Annotated in this window: 15 protein-coding genes; 3 read left to right on the top strand and 12 right to left on the bottom strand. The window is 65.6% G+C overall.

What is annotated here, in order from left to right:
• Positions 1 to 61 precede the first annotated feature (61 nt).
• The 3 genes from ACE3RQ_RS16000 (at position 62) to folD (ending at position 4,180) form a co-directional block, all read left to right on the top strand.
• Positions 62 to 2,626, top strand: coding sequence for a PAS domain S-box protein (locus ACE3RQ_RS16000; protein WP_374523055.1), 2,565 nt, complete (start codon positions 62 to 64; stop codon positions 2,624 to 2,626).
• Positions 2,626 to 3,252 carry a response regulator transcription factor gene (locus tag ACE3RQ_RS15995; protein WP_374523054.1) on the top strand — a complete coding sequence of 209 codons (627 nt, stop codon included), beginning with the start codon at positions 2,626 to 2,628 and terminating at the stop codon, positions 3,250 to 3,252. The genes ACE3RQ_RS16000 and ACE3RQ_RS15995 overlap by 1 nt, the downstream gene beginning before the upstream one ends.
• Positions 3,253 to 3,322: 70 nt before the next feature.
• Positions 3,323 to 4,180, top strand: coding sequence for a bifunctional methylenetetrahydrofolate dehydrogenase/methenyltetrahydrofolate cyclohydrolase FolD (gene folD / locus ACE3RQ_RS15990; RefSeq protein WP_374523053.1), 858 nt, complete (start codon positions 3,323 to 3,325; stop codon positions 4,178 to 4,180).
• A gap of 66 nt (positions 4,181 to 4,246) precedes the next feature.
• Here folD and ACE3RQ_RS15985 read toward each other — a convergent pair whose 3' ends face one another.
• The 12 genes from ACE3RQ_RS15985 to bamA form a co-directional block, all read right to left on the bottom strand.
• The gene (locus tag ACE3RQ_RS15985; protein ID WP_374523052.1) at positions 4,247 to 4,714 is read right to left on the bottom strand and encodes a DUF4149 domain-containing protein; all 468 of its coding nucleotides are present in this window, start codon (positions 4,712 to 4,714) and stop codon (positions 4,247 to 4,249) included.
• 8 nt (positions 4,715 to 4,722) lie between these two features.
• Entirely contained in the window at positions 4,723 to 5,199 is a 477-nt protein-coding gene (gene greA / locus ACE3RQ_RS15980) for a transcription elongation factor GreA (RefSeq protein WP_374523051.1), read from the bottom strand.
• 169 nt (positions 5,200 to 5,368) lie between these two features.
• Entirely contained in the window at positions 5,369 to 8,641 is a 3,273-nt protein-coding gene (carB, locus tag ACE3RQ_RS15975) for a carbamoyl-phosphate synthase large subunit (RefSeq protein WP_374523050.1), read from the bottom strand.
• Positions 8,641 to 9,804: a glutamine-hydrolyzing carbamoyl-phosphate synthase small subunit gene (gene carA, locus ACE3RQ_RS15970; RefSeq protein WP_374523049.1), complete on the bottom strand. Its 1,164-nt coding sequence runs from the start codon at positions 9,802 to 9,804 to the stop codon at positions 8,641 to 8,643. Before carA ends, carB begins: the two co-directional genes overlap by 1 nt.
• 209 nt (positions 9,805 to 10,013) lie before the next feature.
• Entirely contained in the window at positions 10,014 to 10,787 is a 774-nt protein-coding gene (locus ACE3RQ_RS15965; RefSeq protein WP_374523048.1) for a TrmH family RNA methyltransferase, read from the bottom strand.
• Complete coding sequence (rnhB, locus tag ACE3RQ_RS15960; RefSeq protein WP_374523047.1) at positions 10,784 to 11,410, bottom strand: ribonuclease HII; 627 nt, start codon at positions 11,408 to 11,410, stop codon at positions 10,784 to 10,786. The genes ACE3RQ_RS15965 and rnhB overlap by 4 nt, the downstream gene beginning before the upstream one ends.
• Positions 11,382 to 12,527: a lipid-A-disaccharide synthase gene (lpxB, locus tag ACE3RQ_RS15955; protein WP_374523046.1), complete on the bottom strand. Its 1,146-nt coding sequence runs from the start codon at positions 12,525 to 12,527 to the stop codon at positions 11,382 to 11,384. Before lpxB ends, rnhB begins: the two co-directional genes overlap by 29 nt.
• An 8-nt stretch (positions 12,528 to 12,535) precedes the next feature.
• Complete coding sequence (gene lpxA, locus ACE3RQ_RS15950; RefSeq protein ID WP_374523045.1) at positions 12,536 to 13,330, bottom strand: acyl-ACP--UDP-N-acetylglucosamine O-acyltransferase; 795 nt, start codon at positions 13,328 to 13,330, stop codon at positions 12,536 to 12,538.
• A gap of 19 nt (positions 13,331 to 13,349) precedes the next feature.
• Positions 13,350 to 13,790 carry a 3-hydroxyacyl-ACP dehydratase FabZ gene (gene fabZ / locus ACE3RQ_RS15945; RefSeq protein WP_374523044.1) on the bottom strand — a complete coding sequence of 147 codons (441 nt, stop codon included), beginning with the start codon at positions 13,788 to 13,790 and terminating at the stop codon, positions 13,350 to 13,352.
• Complete coding sequence (gene lpxD / locus ACE3RQ_RS15940; protein WP_374523043.1) at positions 13,787 to 14,839, bottom strand: UDP-3-O-(3-hydroxymyristoyl)glucosamine N-acyltransferase; 1,053 nt, start codon at positions 14,837 to 14,839, stop codon at positions 13,787 to 13,789. The genes fabZ and lpxD overlap by 4 nt, the downstream gene beginning before the upstream one ends.
• Positions 14,840 to 14,853: 14 nt before the next feature.
• Positions 14,854 to 15,366, bottom strand: a complete 513-nt coding sequence (locus ACE3RQ_RS15935) for an OmpH family outer membrane protein (RefSeq protein ID WP_374523042.1) — start codon at positions 15,364 to 15,366, stop codon at positions 14,854 to 14,856.
• A 5-nt stretch (positions 15,367 to 15,371) separates the two neighbouring features.
• Positions 15,372 to 17,687, bottom strand: a complete 2,316-nt coding sequence (bamA, locus tag ACE3RQ_RS15930) for an outer membrane protein assembly factor BamA (protein WP_374523041.1) — start codon at positions 17,685 to 17,687, stop codon at positions 15,372 to 15,374.
• Positions 17,688 to 17,694: the final 7 nt, after the last annotated feature.

Raw genomic sequence — 17,694 nt, 5'->3', positions numbered from 1 at the left:
ATTGCAGAATTTAACGACCGGTCGTGAGCGGATTGACAAGCTCACGTAGACTCCCCCCAGCATGTCAGCCGAGCCTGTTCCCTCCCCCTCTCCTGCCCCCGCCGCACCCGTGTCTTCCCACTGGTGGAAGCGCTGGTGGCGCCGCCTGCCACCGGCCAGGCAAGACCGCTTTGCCACCTTCGCACCGCTGCTGTCGGTGTTGCTGTTTTTGAGCGCCATCGTGGTGGCCATTGCCTACCTGCGCTACGAAGAGCTCGACCGCGAACAAGAGGCCGTCACCCGCGACGTGGAGTACGCCCAGCAGCGCCTGCGCCTGCGCCTGCTGGAGCGCCAGGAACAACTCATGCGCCTGGCGCGAGAGTTGGACAACCGCGAAATCCACGCAGATGAATTCACCTTCCAGGCCGAGACCCTGGTGAGCCAGTTCCCCGAGTTGCAGGCCATCACCTGGATGGACAGCCGCCGCGAAGTGCAGGCCACCTACACCTCGCCCAGCGCCCCGTCACGCCTGTACCGCCCGGTCGGCAGCACGATTGGGGTCAGCGAGACCGATGGCTCGTTCGAGCTGGCGCGCGAACTGCGCCAGCCGGTGTACTCGCGCCCCATGGGAGACAACCCGCGCAACGCCACGCTCATGCTGCAAGTGCCGCTGACCGAACAAGGCCGCTTCAATGGCACGGTGATGGGCGAATACACGGTAGACGGGCTCATGCGCTTTGGCATGCCACCGGAGATCATGGCCCGCTACGCCGTGGCCCTGCTGGACGACAGTGGCAAGGTGCTGGCCGGCAACCTGCAAACGCCCACGTCTGTCTGGCGCCTGCTGCCCTGGTCCAACCCGCCCATGGAGCACGAGGTGCCCGTGTCGCCAGTGGGCAATGGCCTGCTCCTCAAGGCCCAGGGCTACCGCACCTCGCAAGACATCGTGGGCACCGGCTTCTTCTGGGTGATCGGTGCGCTCTCGGCCCTCACCGTGTGGATGCTGCTGGGCACCTGGCGCCACACCCGCAAGCGCGTACAGGCCCAGCAAGCCCTGGTGGCCGAGACCAACTTCCGCCGGGCCATGGAAAACTCCATGCTCACCGGCATGCGCGCGCTGGACATGCAGGGCCGCATCACCTACGTGAACCCGGCCTTTTGCTCCATGACCGGCTGGACCGAGGCCGAGCTGGTGGGCCGCACCGCCCCCTTTCCTTACTGGCCCGAAGAAGACCAGGAGACCCTGACGGCCCGCCTGAAAGACGAACTCAGTGGCCAGTCAACGCCTGGCGGCTTCGAGGTGCGCGTGCGCCGGCGCAACGGGTCCATCTTCGACGCGCGCATGTACGTCTCGCCCCTGATCGACCCGAAAGGACAGCAAACCGGCTGGATGACCTCGATGACCGACATCACCGAGCCCAAGCGCATCCGCGAAGAGCTGTCGGCCTCGTATGAGCGCTTCACCACGGTGCTGGAGTCGCTGGACTCCGCCGTGTCGGTGGCCCCGCTGGGCAGCGACGAAATGCTGTTCGCCAACAAGATGTACCGCCTGTGGTTCGGCACCCGCGGCCAGGGCCACCGACGCCTGGTTGACCTGGCCAGCCACCAGCCCCAGCCCAACTCCGACGAGGGCGACGCGGTGGATTCGTTTGCCGGCATGCCCACCGAACCCCTCACCGACGCCGGCGCGGAGAACGCCGAGGTATTTGTGGACGAGCTTGGCCGCTGGCTGGAGGTGCGCACCCGCTACCTCACCTGGGTGGACGGCCGGCTGGCGCAAATGGTGATCGCCAGCGACATCACGCCGCGCCGCCAGGCCGAAGAACAGGCCGCGCGCCAGGCCGAGCGCGCCCAGACCGCCAGCCGCCTGATCACCATGGGTGAAATGGCGTCCAGCGTGGCGCACGAACTGAACCAGCCGCTCACCGCCATCAGCAACTATTGCAACGGCATGATCTCGCGCATTCAAGACCAGCGCATCACCACCGACGAGATGCTGGCCGCGCTGGAAAAGACCGCCCGGCAAGCCCAGCGGGCGGGCCAGATCATCCAGCGCATCCGCGCCTTCGTGAAGCGCAGCGAACCCAACCCCACGCTGTCGGAAGTGCCGCAGATGGTGAGCAACGCACTGGAGCTGGCCGACATCGAGCTGCGCCGCCACCAGGTGCGGCTGAACTCTTACGTGGCCGCCCGCCTGCCGCTGCTGATGGTGGACCCCATCCTGATCGAGCAAGTGCTCATCAACCTGATCAAGAACGCCGGCGAGGCCATCGTTCAAGCCGACCGCCCCGTGGGTGAGCGCCAGGTGGAACTGCGCGTAGGCCCCAAGCGCGAGGACGACCAGGAAGGCGTGGAGTTTGCCGTGCGCGATTCGGGCAACGGCGTGCCCCCGGAAATGATTGAGCGCATCTACGAAGCGTTCTACAGCACCAAGAGCGAAGGCATGGGCATCGGCCTGAAGCTGTGCCGCAGCATCGTCGAGTCTCACCACGGCCGAATGCACGTGGAGAACCTCTACAATGGCGCGCAGGTGGTGGGCTGCTGCTTCAGCTTCTGGATCCCCGCCACCTCCCGGCTGCAACACCCCGGCACGGCCAACGCCACACCGACGCCCGCCGTGACGCCGACGGACAACGAAGGAGCATGATGAGCTTGATCCCCAAGAAAGGCACCGTGTATGTCGTCGATGACGACGAAGCCGTGCGCGACTCCCTGCAGTGGCTGCTCGAGGGCAAAGACTTCCGCGTGCGCTGCTTTGAATCGGCCGAAGCCTTCCTCAGCCGCTACGACGCCCGCGAAGTGGCCTGCCTCATTGCCGACATCCGCATGGGCGGCATGAGCGGCATGGAATTGCAAGAGCGCCTGCTAGAGCGCAATTCCCCACTGCCCATCGTCTTCATCACCGGCCACGGCGACGTGCCCATGGCGGTGGAGTCCATGAAAAAAGGTGCCCTGGACTTCATCCAGAAACCCTTCAAGGAAGACCAGCTCGTGGCACTGGTCGAGCGCATGCTCGAACGCGCCCGTGAGGCTTTTGCCACCCACCAGCAAGCCGCCAGCCGCGACGCCCTGCTGTCCAAGCTCACCGGCCGCGAGGCCCAGGTGCTGGAGCGCATCGTGGCCGGTCGCCTGAACAAGCAGATCGCCGACGACCTGGGCATCAGCATCAAGACCGTGGAGGCGCATCGCGCCAACATCATGGAGAAGCTGGGCGCCAACACCGTGGCCGATCTGTTGAAGATTGCCCTTGGGCAGACGGCCGCGAAGGCCTGAGGCCCAGCCCCACCCCCAACGCCCGCCACCCGGCGGGCGTTTCGTTTTCTCTCTCTGACGCCCCAACGCCATGACCGCCCAACTCATCGACGGCAACGCCCTTTCCCAACAACTCCGCGCCGAGGTCAGCCAACGCGTGCAAGCCCTCAAGGCCCGTGGCGTCACGCCGGGCTTGGCCGTGGTGCTGGTGGGCGACAACCCCGCCAGCCAGGTCTATGTGCGCAACAAGGTCAAGGCCTGCCAAGACACCGGCATGCACTCGGTGCTGGAGAAGTACGACGCCTCCATGAGCGAAGCCGAATTGCTGGCGCGCGTGGACGCCCTGAACCAAGACCCCAGCATCCACGGCATCCTGGTGCAGCTGCCCCTGCCTGCGCACATCGACGCGCAAAAAGTGATTGAGGCCATCTCGCCCGCCAAGGACGTGGACGGCTTTCACATCGCCAGCGCCGGTGCCCTGATGACCGGCATGCCCGGCTTCTGGCCCTGCACGCCCTATGGGTGCATGAAGATGCTGGAGAGCATCGGCTACGACCTGCGCGGCAAGCACGCTGTGGTCATCGGCCGCAGCAACATCGTGGGCAAGCCCATGGCCCTCATGCTGCTGCAGAAGAACGCCACCGTCACCATTTGCCACAGCGCCACCAAAGACCTCAAGGCACAGACCCTGCAGGCCGATGTGATCGTGGCCGCCGTGGGCAAGCGCAACGTGCTCACCGCCGACATGGTCAAGCCAGGCGCCGTGGTGATCGACGTGGGCATGAACCGCAACGACGAAGGCAAGCTCTGCGGTGACGTGGACTTTGCCGGCGTGAAAGAAGTGGCGGGCCACATCACCCCGGTGCCAGGCGGCGTGGGCCCCATGACGATCACCATGCTGATGGTCAACACCCTGGAATCGGCAGAGCGCGCCGCCCAGGGCGCCTGAACCCCATCCACCCCATGAAAAACGCCGGCTCACAGGCCGGCGTTTTTCATGGGGCGGGAAAGCCGCTCAGGTCTTCCTCGGCGAAGACAAGCGCCACAGAATGGCGCCCGCGCACAGCCACTGCCCCAGCACCATCGCGCTGCCCACGCTGTGCCACAGGCGCAGGTTGCCGCCACTGGCGCGCGCCGTGACGATCTTCTGCGCCACGCCAAACTCTTGCACCAAGGCCAGCAGCATGGCGGCCAGCACAAAACCCATGGTGCCCAGCACGCGCTGCATGTTAGCCAGTTGCACCGGATCGATCGCCTCGCCCGGCAAGGGAAACTGGGCGGCCGCGCGCTCGCGGCGCAACAGCACCAGCAAGCCCAGGCCGATTACCAGACCGGCCCAGCACTGCAGGGAAAACAGATGGGCCGCGGCCGGCCCCGCCACGGGTGCGCCCAGCTTGGCGAACAGCGCAGGCACGGCCAGGAAGCTCAGCGCGGTGATGCCCCCCCACCAGAGCGCCGCCAGAAAAAGGGCCACCCGTCGCATGGCAGGCCTCACTGGTAGCGAACGGCCACGATCTCGTACCGCCGTGTGCCGCCCGGTGCCTGCACCTCGGCGGTGTCGCCCTCTTCCTTGCCGATCAGCGCGCGGGCAATGGGGCTGCTGATGTTGATCAAGCCCAGCTTCAGGTCGGCCTCGTCCTCACCCACGATCTGATAGGTGACGGGGTTACCGCTTTCTTCGTCTTCCAGGTCAACCGTGGCGCCGAACACCACGCGACCACCGGCGTCCAGCGATGCCGGGTCGATCACCTGCGCGGCCGAGAGCTTGCCCTCAATCTCGGCGATGCGGCCTTCGATGAAACCCTGGCGCTCCTTGGCGGCGTCGTAGTCGGCGTTCTCGCTCAAGTCACCCTGAGCCCGCGCATCGGCAATGGCCTGGATCACCGTGGGACGGTCCACGGTCTTGAGCTTGTGCAGCTCGGCCTTGAGCAGGTCCGCGCCGCGCTTGGTGATGGGGAAGGTGGACATGAAGCGTCTCCAAAAAAAGCCGACGCAGCCCAAGGGCTGCGTCCGCTGCGTATCCAAAAGCAAACCGCCGAGCGTTGCCGGTCGGCGGTGGTGTCTGGCGGCATTATGCCGCCTTTGAAGAGGCCGGCTCAAGCGGGTCAAACCCGCAGGGCCGGCCGGGGCCGCCAGCTCAGGCGGCCAGTTGGGCGTGCATTTCCTGCACCGAGATCACGCCCAGGCTGTCCATGTACTTCATGCCCTCCACGGCCGCTTCCGCGCCCGCGATGGTGGTGAAGGTGGTCACACGGGCCAGCAGGGCCGAGGTGCGGATGGCGCGCGAGTCGGCGATGGCGTTGCGGCGTTCTTCCACCGTGTTGATGACCAGGGCGATCTCGTCGTTCTTGATCATGTCCACGATGTGCGGGCGGCCTTCGGTCACCTTGTTCACCACCTGCACCGGCACGCCGGCCTCGGCGATGGCCGCAGCGGTACCGCGCGTGGCCACCAGCTCGAAGCCCATGCCATGCAGGTCACGGGCCACGGCCACGGCACGCGCCTTGTCGCCATTCTTCACCGTGAGGAACACCTTGCCCGATTTGGGCAGCTTGGTGCCGGCGCCGAGCTGGCTCTTGACGAAGGCCTCGCCAAAGGTCTTGCCCACGCCCATCACCTCGCCGGTGGACTTCATCTCGGGGCCAAGGATGGTGTCCACACCCGGGAATTTCACGAAGGGGAACACCGCCTCCTTCACGCTGAAGTACGGCGGCGTGACTTCCGCGCCAATGCCCTGCTGGTCCAGCGTCTGGCCGGCCATGCAGCGCGCAGCCACCTTGGCCAGTTGGATGCCGGTGGCCTTGGACACGAAGGGCACGGTGCGCGAGGCACGCGGGTTCACCTCCAGCACGAAGATCACGTCCTCCTTGTGGCCGTTCTCTTCCACTTCCTGAATGGCGAACTGCACGTTCATCAGGCCCACCACGTTCAGGCCTTCGGCCATGGCAGCGGTCTGGCGCTTGAGCTCGTCCACCGTGGCCTTGCTCAGGTAGTAAGGCGGCAGCGAGCAGGCCGAGTCGCCCGAGTGCACGCCAGCCTGTTCGATGTGCTCCATCACGCCGCCGATGAACACGCGGCCCGAGGCGTCGCGGATGGCGTCCACGTCGCACTCGATGGCGTCGTTCAGGAAGCGGTCAAGCAATACGGGCGAGTCGTTGCTCACCTTCACGGCCTCGCGCATGTAGCGCTCCAGGTCACGTTGCTCGTGCACGATTTCCATGGCGCGGCCGCCCAGCACGTAGCTGGGACGCACCACCAGCGGGTAACCCAGGGCCGCTGCCTTTTCCAGGGCATCGGCCTCGGTGCGCGCGGTGGCGTTGGGCGGCTGCCGCAGGCCCAGGTCGTGCAGCAGCTTCTGGAAGCGCTCACGGTCCTCGGCCGCGTCGATCATGTCGGGGCTGGTGCCGATGATGGGCACGCCCGCGGCCTCCAGGCCCAGCGCCAGCTTCAGCGGCGTCTGGCCGCCGTACTGCACGATCACGCCAGTGGGCTTCTCGGTCTCGACGATTTCCAGCACGTCTTCCAGCGTCAGCGGCTCGAAGTACAGGCGGTCGCTGGTGTCGTAGTCGGTGGACACGGTCTCGGGGTTGCAGTTGACCATGATGGTCTCGTAGCCGTCCTCGCGCATGGCGAGCGCGGCGTGCACGCAGCAGTAGTCGAACTCGATGCCCTGGCCGATGCGGTTGGGCCCGCCGCCGAGCACCATGATCTTCTTCTTGTCGGTGGGCGCGGCCTCGCACTCGTCCTCGTAGGTCGAGTACATGTAGGCGGTGTTGGTGGCGAACTCGGCGGCGCAGGTGTCCACGCGCTTGTACACCGGGCGCACGTTGAGGGCACGGCGCGCGTCACGCACGGCCTGTTCCGTGGTCTTGAGCAGCTTGGCCAGGCGGCGGTCGGAGAAGCCCTTCTTCTTGAGCGTGCGCAGGGTGCCGGCGTCCAGCGCATCCAGCGCGGCCTCGCCCCTCTCGGCGGCGAGCTTGTCCAGATCCAGCTCGATCTTCACGATCTCCTCGATCTGCACCAGGAACCACTTGTCGATCTTGGTGAGGTCGTACACCTCGTCCACCGACAGGCCCATGGCGAAGGCGTCGCCCACGTACCAGATGCGCTCGGGGCCGGGCTCGCCGAGTTCCTTTTCGAGCAGCTCGCGGTCCTGGGTCTTCTCGTTCATGCCGTCCACGCCCACTTCCAGGCCGCGCAGGGCTTTCTGGAAGCTTTCCTGGAAGGTTCGGCCCATGGCCATGACCTCGCCCACCGACTTCATCTGGGTGGTCAGGCGGCTGTCGGCGGCCGGGAACTTCTCAAAGGCGAAACGGGGAATCTTGGTGACCACGTAGTCGATCGAGGGCTCGAACGAGGCCGGCGTGGCGCCGCCCGTGATCTCGTTGCGCAGCTCGTCCAGCGTGTAGCCCACGGCCAGCTTGGCCGCCACCTTGGCGATGGGAAAGCCGGTGGCCTTGGAGGCCAGGGCCGACGAACGCGACACGCGCGGGTTCATCTCGATCACGACCATGCGGCCGTCCTTCGGGTTGATCGAGAACTGCACGTTGGAGCCGCCAGTGTCCACGCCGATCTCGCGCAACACGGCCAGCGAGGCGTTGCGCAGGATCTGGTATTCCTTGTCGGTCAGCGTCTGGGCCGGGGCCACGGTGATCGAGTCACCGGTGTGCACGCCCATGGGGTCGAGGTTTTCGATCGAGCAGACGATGATGCAGTTGTCCGCCTTGTCGCGAACCACTTCCATCTCGTATTCCTTCCAACCCAGCAGCGACTCTTCGATCAGCAGCTCGTTGGTGGGCGAGGCCTCCAGGCCGCGCTTGCAAATGGTCTCGAACTCTTCCGGGTTGTAGGCAATGCCGCCACCCGTGCCGCCCAGGGTGAAGCTGGGGCGAATCACCACCGGGAAGCCCACGGTCTTCTGCACGGCCCAGGCTTCTTCCATGCTGTGGGCAATGCCCGAGCGCGCAGAGCCCAGACCGATCTTGGTCATGGCGTCCTTGAACTTCAGGCGGTCTTCGGCCTTGTCGATGGCCTCGGGCGTGGCGCCGATCAGCTCGACGTTGTGCTTCTCCAGCACGCCATTGCGCCACAGGTCCAGCGCACAGTTCAGCGCGGTCTGGCCGCCCATGGTGGGCAGGATGGCGAAGCCACCGGGGGTGAGCGGGCGCTCTTTGGCGATGATCTTCTCGACCGTCTGCCAGGTGATGGGCTCGATGTAGGTGACGTCGGCCGTGGCCGGGTCGGTCATGATCGTCGCCGGGTTGCTGTTGATCAGGATGACCTTGTAGCCCTCTTCGCGCAGGGCCTTGCAGGCCTGCACGCCGGAGTAGTCGAACTCGCAGGCCTGGCCGATGATGATCGGGCCGGCGCCAATGATGAGGACGGTTTGAATGTCAGTGCGCTTGGGCATTATTTCTTCTCCTGGGCCGTGGTCATCAGCGCAATGAAGCGGTCAAACAGGTAGCCGATGTCGTGCGGGCCGGGTGATGCCTCTGGGTGGCCCTGGAAGCAGAACGCCGGCTTGTCGGTGCGGGCCAGGCCCTGCAGCGTGCCGTCGAACAGGCTCACGTGGGTGGCGCGCAGGTTGGCGGGCAGCGCATCGGCGTCCACCGCGAAGCCGTGGTTCTGGCTGGTGATGGACACGCGGCCGGTGTCCAGGTCTTTCACCGGGTGGTTGGCGCCGTGGTGGCCGTGGCCCATCTTGAAGGTCTTGGCGCCGCTGGCCAAGGCCATGATCTGGTGGCCCAGGCAGATACCGAAGGTGGGCATGCCCGATTCCACGATCTCGCGCGTGGCGGCAATGGCGTAGTCGCAGGGCTGCGGGTCGCCAGGGCCGTTGGAGAGGAACACGCCGTTGGGCTTGAGCTTGAACACATCGGCCGCCGGGGTCTGCGCCGGCACCACGGTGATCTTGCAGCCGCGCTCGGCCAGCATGCGCAGGATGTTGCGCTTCACACCGAAGTCATAGGCCACCACGTGAAAACGCGGGGCGATCTGCTCGCCGTAACCGAAGCCCAGCTGCCACTCGGTTTGCGTCCAGGTGTAGGGCTGCTCAACCGACACCACCTTGGCCAGGTCAAGGCCAGCCATGCTCGGGGCGGCTTTGGCGGCCGCCACGGCCGCGGCGCGGTGGGCGTCGGTGATGGCTTCGCCAGCAGGCAGCGCCAGGATGCAGCCGTTTTGCGCGCCGTGGGTGCGCAGGCGGCGCGTCAGGGCGCGGGTGTCAATGTCGGCAATCGCCACTGTGCCCTCGCTCTGCAGGTATTGCGAGAGGGTCTGTTCGCAGCGGAAGTTGGAGGCCAGCAGGGGCAGGTCTTTGATGATCAGGCCGGCGGCGTGCACACGGGTGGCTTCCACGTCTTCGGCGTTGATGCCGGTGTTGCCAATGTGCGGGTACGTCAGCGTGACGATCTGGCGGCAGTAACTCGGATCGGTGAGGATCTCCTGGTAACCGGTGAGCGAGGTGTTGAACACAACCTCACCCGTGGTCTGGCCAGTGGCACCGATGGAAATGCCTGTAAAGACCGTGCCGTCGGCGAGCGCGAGAAGGGCTTTCGGGTGGACGGGAAGCACGGAACTCTCCAGAGAAGGGCGGCAGTGCCACAGGAGCCGGCGGCAGGTGCCGCGCAGGGCTTGCGCTCTGGCTGCTGCTGCACTGGGCAGAAGCAAGACCAGAGGAAAAACCTGGGGTGAAAAGCCGGGGCGCGCGTGGGCTGCGCAAATTGCGGGTAAACCGCGGGATTATAGCCCGGGCAATCCCATTGTCGCCCTGGCGACGCCGATTATTCCGCGCGTTGCGCGGCGCTGGCGTGCAGGCAAATGGCGGCGGCCGCCGCCACGTTGAGCGACTCTTCTCCGCCGGGCTGGATGATGCGGACATGGGCACTGGCACGGGCCATGAGGGCCTCGCCCACGCCCTGCCCTTCGTGCCCCATCACCCAGGCACAAGGCCAGGGCAATTGCGCCTTGTGCAGCCACTGGCCCTGGTGCGAGCTGGTCACCAGCAAAGGCAACTCCAGGCCATCGAGCGCCTCGGCGCCCAGGCCCTCAACCAAGTGCAAACCGAAATGCGCGCCCATGCCGGCGCGAACCACCTTGGGCGACCACAGCGCCGCCGTGCCCTTGAGGGCCAGCACCTGGGCGAAACCCAAGGCAGCGGCACTGCGAACAATTGAGCCCACGTTGCCCGCGTCTTGCAGTCGGTCCAGCACCACCGTGGGCACGCCGGCACGCGGCTGCGCGCCAGGGCTGGGCGAACACAAAAAGCCCATGGTCGGCGGCGATTCCAGCCCGCTCACGCTAGCCATCAGCGCATCGGGCACCAGCACCACCTGGGGAGCCGCGTCGCGCAGTGCCTCAGGCACCTGGGGCCAGGCGGATTCGGTGAACACCGCCACGTCGGGTCGGCCGCCGCGCTGCAGCAGGGCGCGCACCAAGTGATCGCCCTCCAGCCACACCTGGCCGTGTTTGCGATAGGCCGTGCTGTCTTGCGCCAGTTGGCGCAGCTTCTTGATCAGCGGGTTGTCCCGCGACACGATGTGCTGCGGCGTGTTCATGCCTCGGCCCTGCATTGCTGCGCCACGGGCGCGAACGACCGGCGGTGTTCCGGCAAGGGCCCCAGGCGGCGCAAGGCCGCCAGGTGCTGCGCGGTACCGTAGCCTTTGTGCTGGTCAAAGCCGTACTCGGGGTGGCGGATGTGCAGATCGGCGAGCATCCGGTCGCGCGTGACCTTGGCCAGAATGGACGCCGCCGAAATGGCCGGCACCTTGGCATCGCCCTTCACAATGGCCTCGGCCAGTACGTCCAGCGGGGGGATGCGGTTGCCGTCCACCAGCACCTTGGTGGGCTTGAGACGCAGGCCCTGAACGGCCCGGCGCATGGCCAGCATGGTGGCGTGCAGGATGTTCAGGCGGTCAATCTCTTCCACCGAGGCCTCGGCGATGCTGCAGCACAGTGCGCGCGCCCGGATTTCGTCGTACAAGGCCTCGCGCCGCTTGGGACTGAGTTTCTTGGAATCGGCCAGACCCTTGATCGGGCGCATGTCGTCCAGGATCACGGCCGCGGCCACCACCGGGCCGGCCAGCGGGCCACGGCCCGCCTCGTCCACCCCCGCCACCAGACCAGGCACGTCCCAGGCCAGGGTGGCTTGCTCAGCGTGCAAGAAGCTCTTCGATCGCATGGGTGGCCAGCATCGCCGTGTCGCGGCGCAAGGTGTGATGAAGGTCGGTGAAACGGGCCTGCAGCTCGGCACAGCGGGCCGGATCGTCCAGCCAGTCGGTGACCGCCTGCGCCAAGGCCTGAGGCCGGGCGCGGTCTTGCAGGAACTCGGGCACCACAAAGTAGCCACTGAGGATGTTGGGCAAGCCCACCCAGGGCTGCAACTGCTTGCGCCGCATGATCTGCCACGACAGCCAGTTCATGTTGTAGGCGATCACCATGGGCCGCTTGAACAAGGCCGCCTCCAGCGTGGCCGTGCCACTGGCGATCAGCGTGACGTCACAGGCCGCCAAGGCCGCGTGCGACTGCCCCGCCAGCACCGTCAAGCGATCGCACAGGCCAGCCTTGGCCACCAGGGCGTCAATGCGGGCCCGGTGCGCGGGCACCGCTGGCAACACAAATTGCAGGTCCAGGCGCTGGCGCGCCAGCAGAGAAGCCGCGCTCAGGAACAGCTCGCCCAGGTACTGAATCTCGGAAGCTCGGCTGCCCGGCAGGATGGCCACCACCGGCGCGTCCGCACGCAAGCCCAGCGCAGCTCGGGCGGCTGCGCGGTCAGGCACCAGGGGAATCACGTTGGCCAGCGGGTGGCCCACGTAGGTGGCGCCAATGCCATGCTGGGCCAGCAACTCGGGCTCAAAGGGAAAGATGCACAGCACGTGGTCAGCGCTGCGGCGGATCTTCTCCACCCGCTCGGGCCGCCAGGCCCAGATCGAGGGGCAAACGAAATGCACCGTGCGCACACCCTGCTCACGCAGGCCGGCTTCGAGGTCAAGGTTGAAATCGGGCGCGTCCACGCCGACGAACACGTCGGGGCGCTGCCCTTGCAGCAGGCGCTGCTGCAGCTCTCGGCGGATGCCCACGATCTCGCGGTAGTGGCGCAACACCTCCACATAACCGCGCACCGCCAATTTGTCGCTGGGCCACCAGGCATCGAAGCCTTGCGCTTGCAGGTGCGGACCGCCAATGCCAAAGGCCTGCAAGTCTGGCCAGCGCTGGCGGAGGCCGCCCAGCAACAGGCCGCCCAGCAAATCGCCCGAAGTCTCCCCCGCCACCAAGGCGATGCGCACCGACGGCGACACGGCAACCCTCAGCGAACGATGCCGCGCTGGGGCGAGACACCAGCCAAGAAGCCGACTATCAGGTCAACGTCCTGCGCCACGTCCGGCTTGCCCTCGGCCAGCGTGGAGACACGCTGCGTGGCCTGCTCCAGCGTGAGGTCTTCGCGGTACAGGGCCTTGTGCATGGCCTTGACGGCCGCGATGCGCTCGGCCGAGAAACCACGGCGGCGCAGCCCCTCGAAGTTCATCGAGCGGGCCTTGGCCGGCTGGCCCTGGCACATCACGAAAGGCGGGAGGTCGGCAAACAGCAGCGAGCACATCGCCGTCATGGCGTGCGCCCCGATGCGCACGAACTGGTGCACCACCGTGAAGCCGCCCAGAATCACCCAGTCGCCCACTTCCACATGGCCCGCGAGTTGCGAGTTGTTGGCGAAGATGGTCTTGTTGCCCACGGTGCAATCGTGTGCGAGGTGGACGTAGGCCATGATCCAGTTGTCGTCGCCCACGCGCGTGACGCCCTTGTCACCGGGCGAGCCGATGTTGAAGGTGCAGAACTCGCGAATCGTGTTGCGGTCGCCAATGATCAGCTCACACGGTTCGCCCGCGTACTTCTTGTCTTGCGGAATCGCGCCCAGCGAGTTGAACTGGAAGATGCGGTTGTCGCGCCCGATCGTGGTGTGCCCCTCGATCACGCAATGGGCGCCCACGGTTGTGCCGGCGCCGATCTTCACGTTGGGGCCGACCACCGTGTAGGGGCCGATCGCCACGCTGCTGTCGATTTCGGCTTTCGGGTCCACCACGGCGGTGGGGTGGATGTGGCTCATCTCACGCCCTCCTGTGGTGTCAGGCGATCGTGCGCATGGTGCACATCAGCTCGGCCTCGCAGGCCACCTCACCCGCCACGCGGGTGATGCCCTTGAACTTGAAGATGCCGGCCTTCATGCGGTCCAGCGTCACGTCCATGATGAGCTGATCGCCCGGCTCAACTGGGCGCTTGAACCGCGCGCCGTCAATGCCGGCGAAGTAATACACCGTCTTGTCGTCGGGCGTGACACCGAGGGTCTCGAAGGCCAGCAGCGCGGCGGTCTGGGCCATGGCTTCCAGAATCAGCACCCCCGGGAACACCGGGCGGTGCGGAAAGTGACCCGTGAACTGGGGCTCGTTGATGGAGACGTTCTTCAGCGCCTTGATGCTCTTGCCCTTCTCCACCTCCAGCACGCGATCGACCAGCAGGATCGGGTAACGGTGGGGCAGTTGCTTGAGGATCTGGTGGATGTCCATCATGGTGTGTCGTTCTTCGGTGAGGCCTGCGCGATCGCGTTTTCCACGGCCTTGAGCCGTTCGCGCAGGCGATTGAGTTGCTTCAGGGAAGCGGCGTTCTTTTCCCAGGCGGCATTGTCGTCGATGGGGAACATGCCGGTGTAGTGGCCGGGGCGCTGGATGGAACGGGTCACCACCGACGCGGCCGAAATGTGCACGCCGTCGGCCAGGCTCAGGTGCCCCAGCACCACCGCGCCACCACCCACGGTGCAATTCGCGCCGATCGTGGCGCTGCCCGCCACCCCCACGCAGCCCGCCATGGCGGTGTTCGACCCCACCTGCACGTTGTGGCCAATCTGGATGAGGTTGTCGAGCTTCACGCCATCGCCAATGACCGTGTCGTCCAGCGCACCACGGTCGATGCAAGTGTTCGCACCGATCTCCACGTCATCGCCAATGCGCACCGCGCCCAACTGCTCGATCTTGACCCATTGCCCCTGATGGGGCGCAAAGCCAAAGCCATCGGCGCCGATCACCACGCCCGGGTGCAACACGCCGCGCGCGCCCACCGAGCAACGCGCACCGATCACCACCCGAGGGTAGAGCACCGTGTCATCGCCCACCACCGCATCACGCCCCACGACGGCATGTGCGCCGATGCGCGCGCCATCACCGATGCGAGCGCCGGCCTCGATCACGGCGAACGGACCAACGTCCACGCCCTGGCCGATCACGGCCGACGGGTCGATGCTGGCCTGAGGGTGAAGGCGAGGCGGCGGCAAATCGTCGTGCTGCTGCCGCCACCATTGGGTGAGCCGGGCGAAGGCCAGGTAGGCGTCGTCCACCACGATGCAGGCTCCTCGCGCCTGGGCCGCCTCGACCAAGGCGGGCGGCACCAGCAAGGCAGACGCCTGGGTGGTGTCGATCTGCCTGGCGTAGCGGGCGTGCGAGACAAAAGATAACTCGCCCGGGGCTGCGGAACCCACGGGCGAGAGCTTGTGAATGATGAGGTTGGCGTCACCGATGAGCCGGCCCCGCAGGGCCTCGGCGATGGCGCCCAGCGGTTGGCTCACGGGCGATGGGGCGCTTACTTGGCGCCGTTCAAGCCGCCGATCACCTTGTCGGTGATGTCGTGCTTGGGGTTGATGTAAACGGCTTCCTGAACGATCAGGTCGTATTTCTCGGACTCGGCGATCTGACGAATCACGCGATTGGCCCGCTCCAGCACACCCTGCAGTTCCTCGTTCTTGCGCAGGTTCAGGTCTTCCTGGAACTCGCGCTGCTTGCGCTGGAACTCGCGATCCTGGTCGATGAGCTGGCGCTGGCGCGTGGTGCGCTGGCCTTCAGCCAGCGTGGGCGCTTCGCGCTCGAACTTCTCCGACGCCGACTTCAGTTGGGCAGCCAGGTTCTGGATTTCCTTCTCCCGGCTGGCGAATTCCTTCTCCAGCTTGGTTTGGGCCGCCTTGGCGGAAGTCGAGTCGCGAAGGATGCGCTCGAGGTTGACGTAGCCAATGCGCAAGCTCTGCGCCGACACGCTCAGGGACATCACCGCCAGGGCCGCAGCCATGACCAGGCGCCGGGTGGTCGAAGTGGAAAACATGGTCATCAAAAGGAGGTTCCGATCTGAAACTGGAAGCGTTGAATTTTATCCCCGTCGAGTTTGCGAATGGGGTTGGCAATGGCAAAGCGCAATGGCCCCACCGGGGACACCCAACTCAGACCAACACCCACCGAGGCCCGCAGCTGAGAAAACGACAGGCTCTCGCTCGGGCCGTACACGTTGCCCACGTCAGCAAAGGCAAACATACGAAGGGTTCGGTCATTGCCCGCGCCGGGGAACGGCGCGATGAACTCGGCGTTCAGTGCCACGCTACGGTTGCCACCGATGTTGATGAACTCGCCAGGCAAACCATTCACTGGAGAGCGTGGACCCAGGGTGCCTTGCTCAAAGCCACGCACCGACCCCAGGCCACCACCGAAAAAGTTCTTGAAGATCGGGTACTCACGGCCATTGAGTCCCTTGCCGTATCCCAGCTCGGTGTTGAAGGCCAGGGTGTACTGCTTGGTGAGCGGCACGTACTGCTGGAACTGGTAGTTGGCTTTGAGGTAGCGTGCATCGCCGGCAATCGCCAGCTCGGTGTTGAAGCGCTGGAGGCGACCACGGGTAGGCACCAGCGAACTGTCGCGCGTGTCGCGGGCCCAGCCCACCGTCAATGGCAGCGTGTTGCTGGTCTTGCCGAAGGTTTTGGAGTAATCCACGTAGGCCTGTGGCAGGAAGTTGCCTTCCTCAATGGTGGTCTGCTCCAGGCCGGCACCGAAGTACACCGTGTCCGCCTCGGTGAATGGCACACCGAATCGGGTGCTCACGCCCTTGGTGATCAGGCGGTAGTCACCGTCCTGGTTGTCGTAGGGGCGCGTGGTGCGGTAGTAGGCGTCGAAGCTGCGCGACACGCCATCCGGCGTGAAGTACGGATTGGTGGTGCTGAGCACCATCTGCCGGTTGAACTTGCTGGTGTTGATGTCAAAGCCCAGGTAATTGCCCGAGCCGAACACGTTTTCCTGGCGAATACCCGCAATGATGGACAGCTCTTCGGCCTGCGAGTAGCCGGCACCCAGTGTGATGTTGCCAGTGGGCTTTTCGGCCACCGTCACCGTCAGGTCCACCTGGTCGGGCGAGCCCGCCACCGGCTGGGTGTCGATGCCCACCTCGGTGAAGAAACCCAAACGGTCCACACGGTCGCGCGAGAGGCGAATGCGATCGCTGTCGTACCAGGCCGATTCGAGTTGGCGGAACTCGCGGCGGATCACTTCGTCGCGCGTGCGGTTGTTGCCCTCGATGTTGATGCGCCGCACATACACGCGGCGGGCCGGCTGGGCGCGCAGCACGAAGGCCACGCGCTTGTTCACCCGATCGATCTCGGGCACGGCTTCCACCTGAGCGAAAGCGTAACCAAAGGCGCCGAAGTAATCGGTGAAGGCCTTGGTGGTGGCCGTCACGTCTTCGACGTTGTAGGCCTCGCCCGCGCGCATGGCGATGAGCGACTTGAACTCGTTCTCCCGGCCCAGGTACTCGCCCTCTAGCGACACCGACGACACCTGGTAACGGTCTCCCTCGGTGATGTTGAGGGTAATGCCCATCTGCTGCTTGTCGGGGCTGATGGAGACTTGGGTGGAATCCACCCGGAACTCAAGGTAGCCACGCGTGAGGTAGTACGAGCGCAGCGTCTCGATGTCGGCATTGAGCTTGGCGCGCGAGTAACGATCGGACTTGGTGTACCAGCTCAGCCAGTTGCCGCTGTTCAGGTCAAACAGATCGCGAAGGGTCGATTCCGAGAACGCGCGGTTGCCCACGATGCGGATCTCGGTGATCTTGGCCACATCGCCTTCGGTGACACTGAAGTTGAGGTTCACACGGTTGCGGTCGGTAGGGGTGACGGTGGTCACCACCTGAGCGGCGTACATGCTGCGGTTGATGTACTGGCGCTTGAGTTCCTGCTCTGCCCGGTCGGCCAGGGCTTTGTCGTAGGGACGCCCCTCGGTCAGGCCCACGTCGCGCAAGGCCTTCTTGAGCACGTCTTGGTCGAACTCTTTCACGCCCGAGAAGCTCACGTCGGCCACGGTGGCGCGCTCTTCGACGATCACCGTCAGCACTTCACCCGACACCTGAATGCGCACGTCACTGAAAAGACCCAGGCCAAACAGCGAACGGATGGCCGAGGAGCCTTTTTCGTCGTTGTACAGGTCGCCAATGCGAAAAGGCAGCGAAGCGAACACCGTGCCGGGCTCAACACGCTGCAGACCTTCCACCCGGATGTCCCGAACGGTGAACGGCTCGACGGCCCAGGCAGGCAAGGCAGCCAGCAAAGTCGACGCGAGCACAGACAGGGTGAGGCCGCGCAGACCAGGTTTTTTGTTCTTCATGAGCAGG

This window comes from Hydrogenophaga sp., from assembly GCF_041913525.1.
Classification (GTDB): Bacteria; Pseudomonadota; Gammaproteobacteria; order Burkholderiales; family Burkholderiaceae_C; genus Hydrogenophaga.
The sequence above is the reverse complement of the archived record's forward strand: the minus strand, read 5'-3'. Positions and strand labels throughout refer to the sequence as shown.

Excerpts from the sequence above, each read along its gene's own strand:
- ACE3RQ_RS16000 (WP_374523055.1), top strand. The coding sequence starts at position 62 with ATGTCAGCCGAGCCTGTTCCCTCCCCCTCTCCTGCCCCCGCCGCACCC.
- ACE3RQ_RS15995 (WP_374523054.1), top strand. The coding sequence starts at position 2,626 with ATGAGCTTGATCCCCAAGAAAGGCACCGTGTATGTCGTCGATGACGAC.
- folD (WP_374523053.1), top strand. The coding sequence starts at position 3,323 with ATGACCGCCCAACTCATCGACGGCAACGCCCTTTCCCAACAACTCCGC.
- ACE3RQ_RS15985 (WP_374523052.1), bottom strand. The coding sequence starts at position 4,714 with ATGCGACGGGTGGCCCTTTTTCTGGCGGCGCTCTGGTGGGGGGGCATC.
- greA (WP_374523051.1), bottom strand. The coding sequence starts at position 5,199 with ATGTCCACCTTCCCCATCACCAAGCGCGGCGCGGACCTGCTCAAGGCC.
- carB (WP_374523050.1), bottom strand. The coding sequence starts at position 8,641 with ATGCCCAAGCGCACTGACATTCAAACCGTCCTCATCATTGGCGCCGGC.
- ACE3RQ_RS15965 (WP_374523048.1), bottom strand. The coding sequence starts at position 10,787 with ATGAACACGCCGCAGCACATCGTGTCGCGGGACAACCCGCTGATCAAG.
- rnhB (WP_374523047.1), bottom strand. The coding sequence starts at position 11,410 with ATGCGATCGAAGAGCTTCTTGCACGCTGAGCAAGCCACCCTGGCCTGG.
- lpxA (WP_374523045.1), bottom strand. The coding sequence starts at position 13,330 with ATGAGCCACATCCACCCCACCGCCGTGGTGGACCCGAAAGCCGAAATC.
- fabZ (WP_374523044.1), bottom strand. The coding sequence starts at position 13,790 with ATGATGGACATCCACCAGATCCTCAAGCAACTGCCCCACCGTTACCCG.
- ACE3RQ_RS15935 (WP_374523042.1), bottom strand. The coding sequence starts at position 15,366 with ATGTTTTCCACTTCGACCACCCGGCGCCTGGTCATGGCTGCGGCCCTG.
- bamA (WP_374523041.1), bottom strand. The coding sequence starts at position 17,687 with ATGAAGAACAAAAAACCTGGTCTGCGCGGCCTCACCCTGTCTGTGCTC.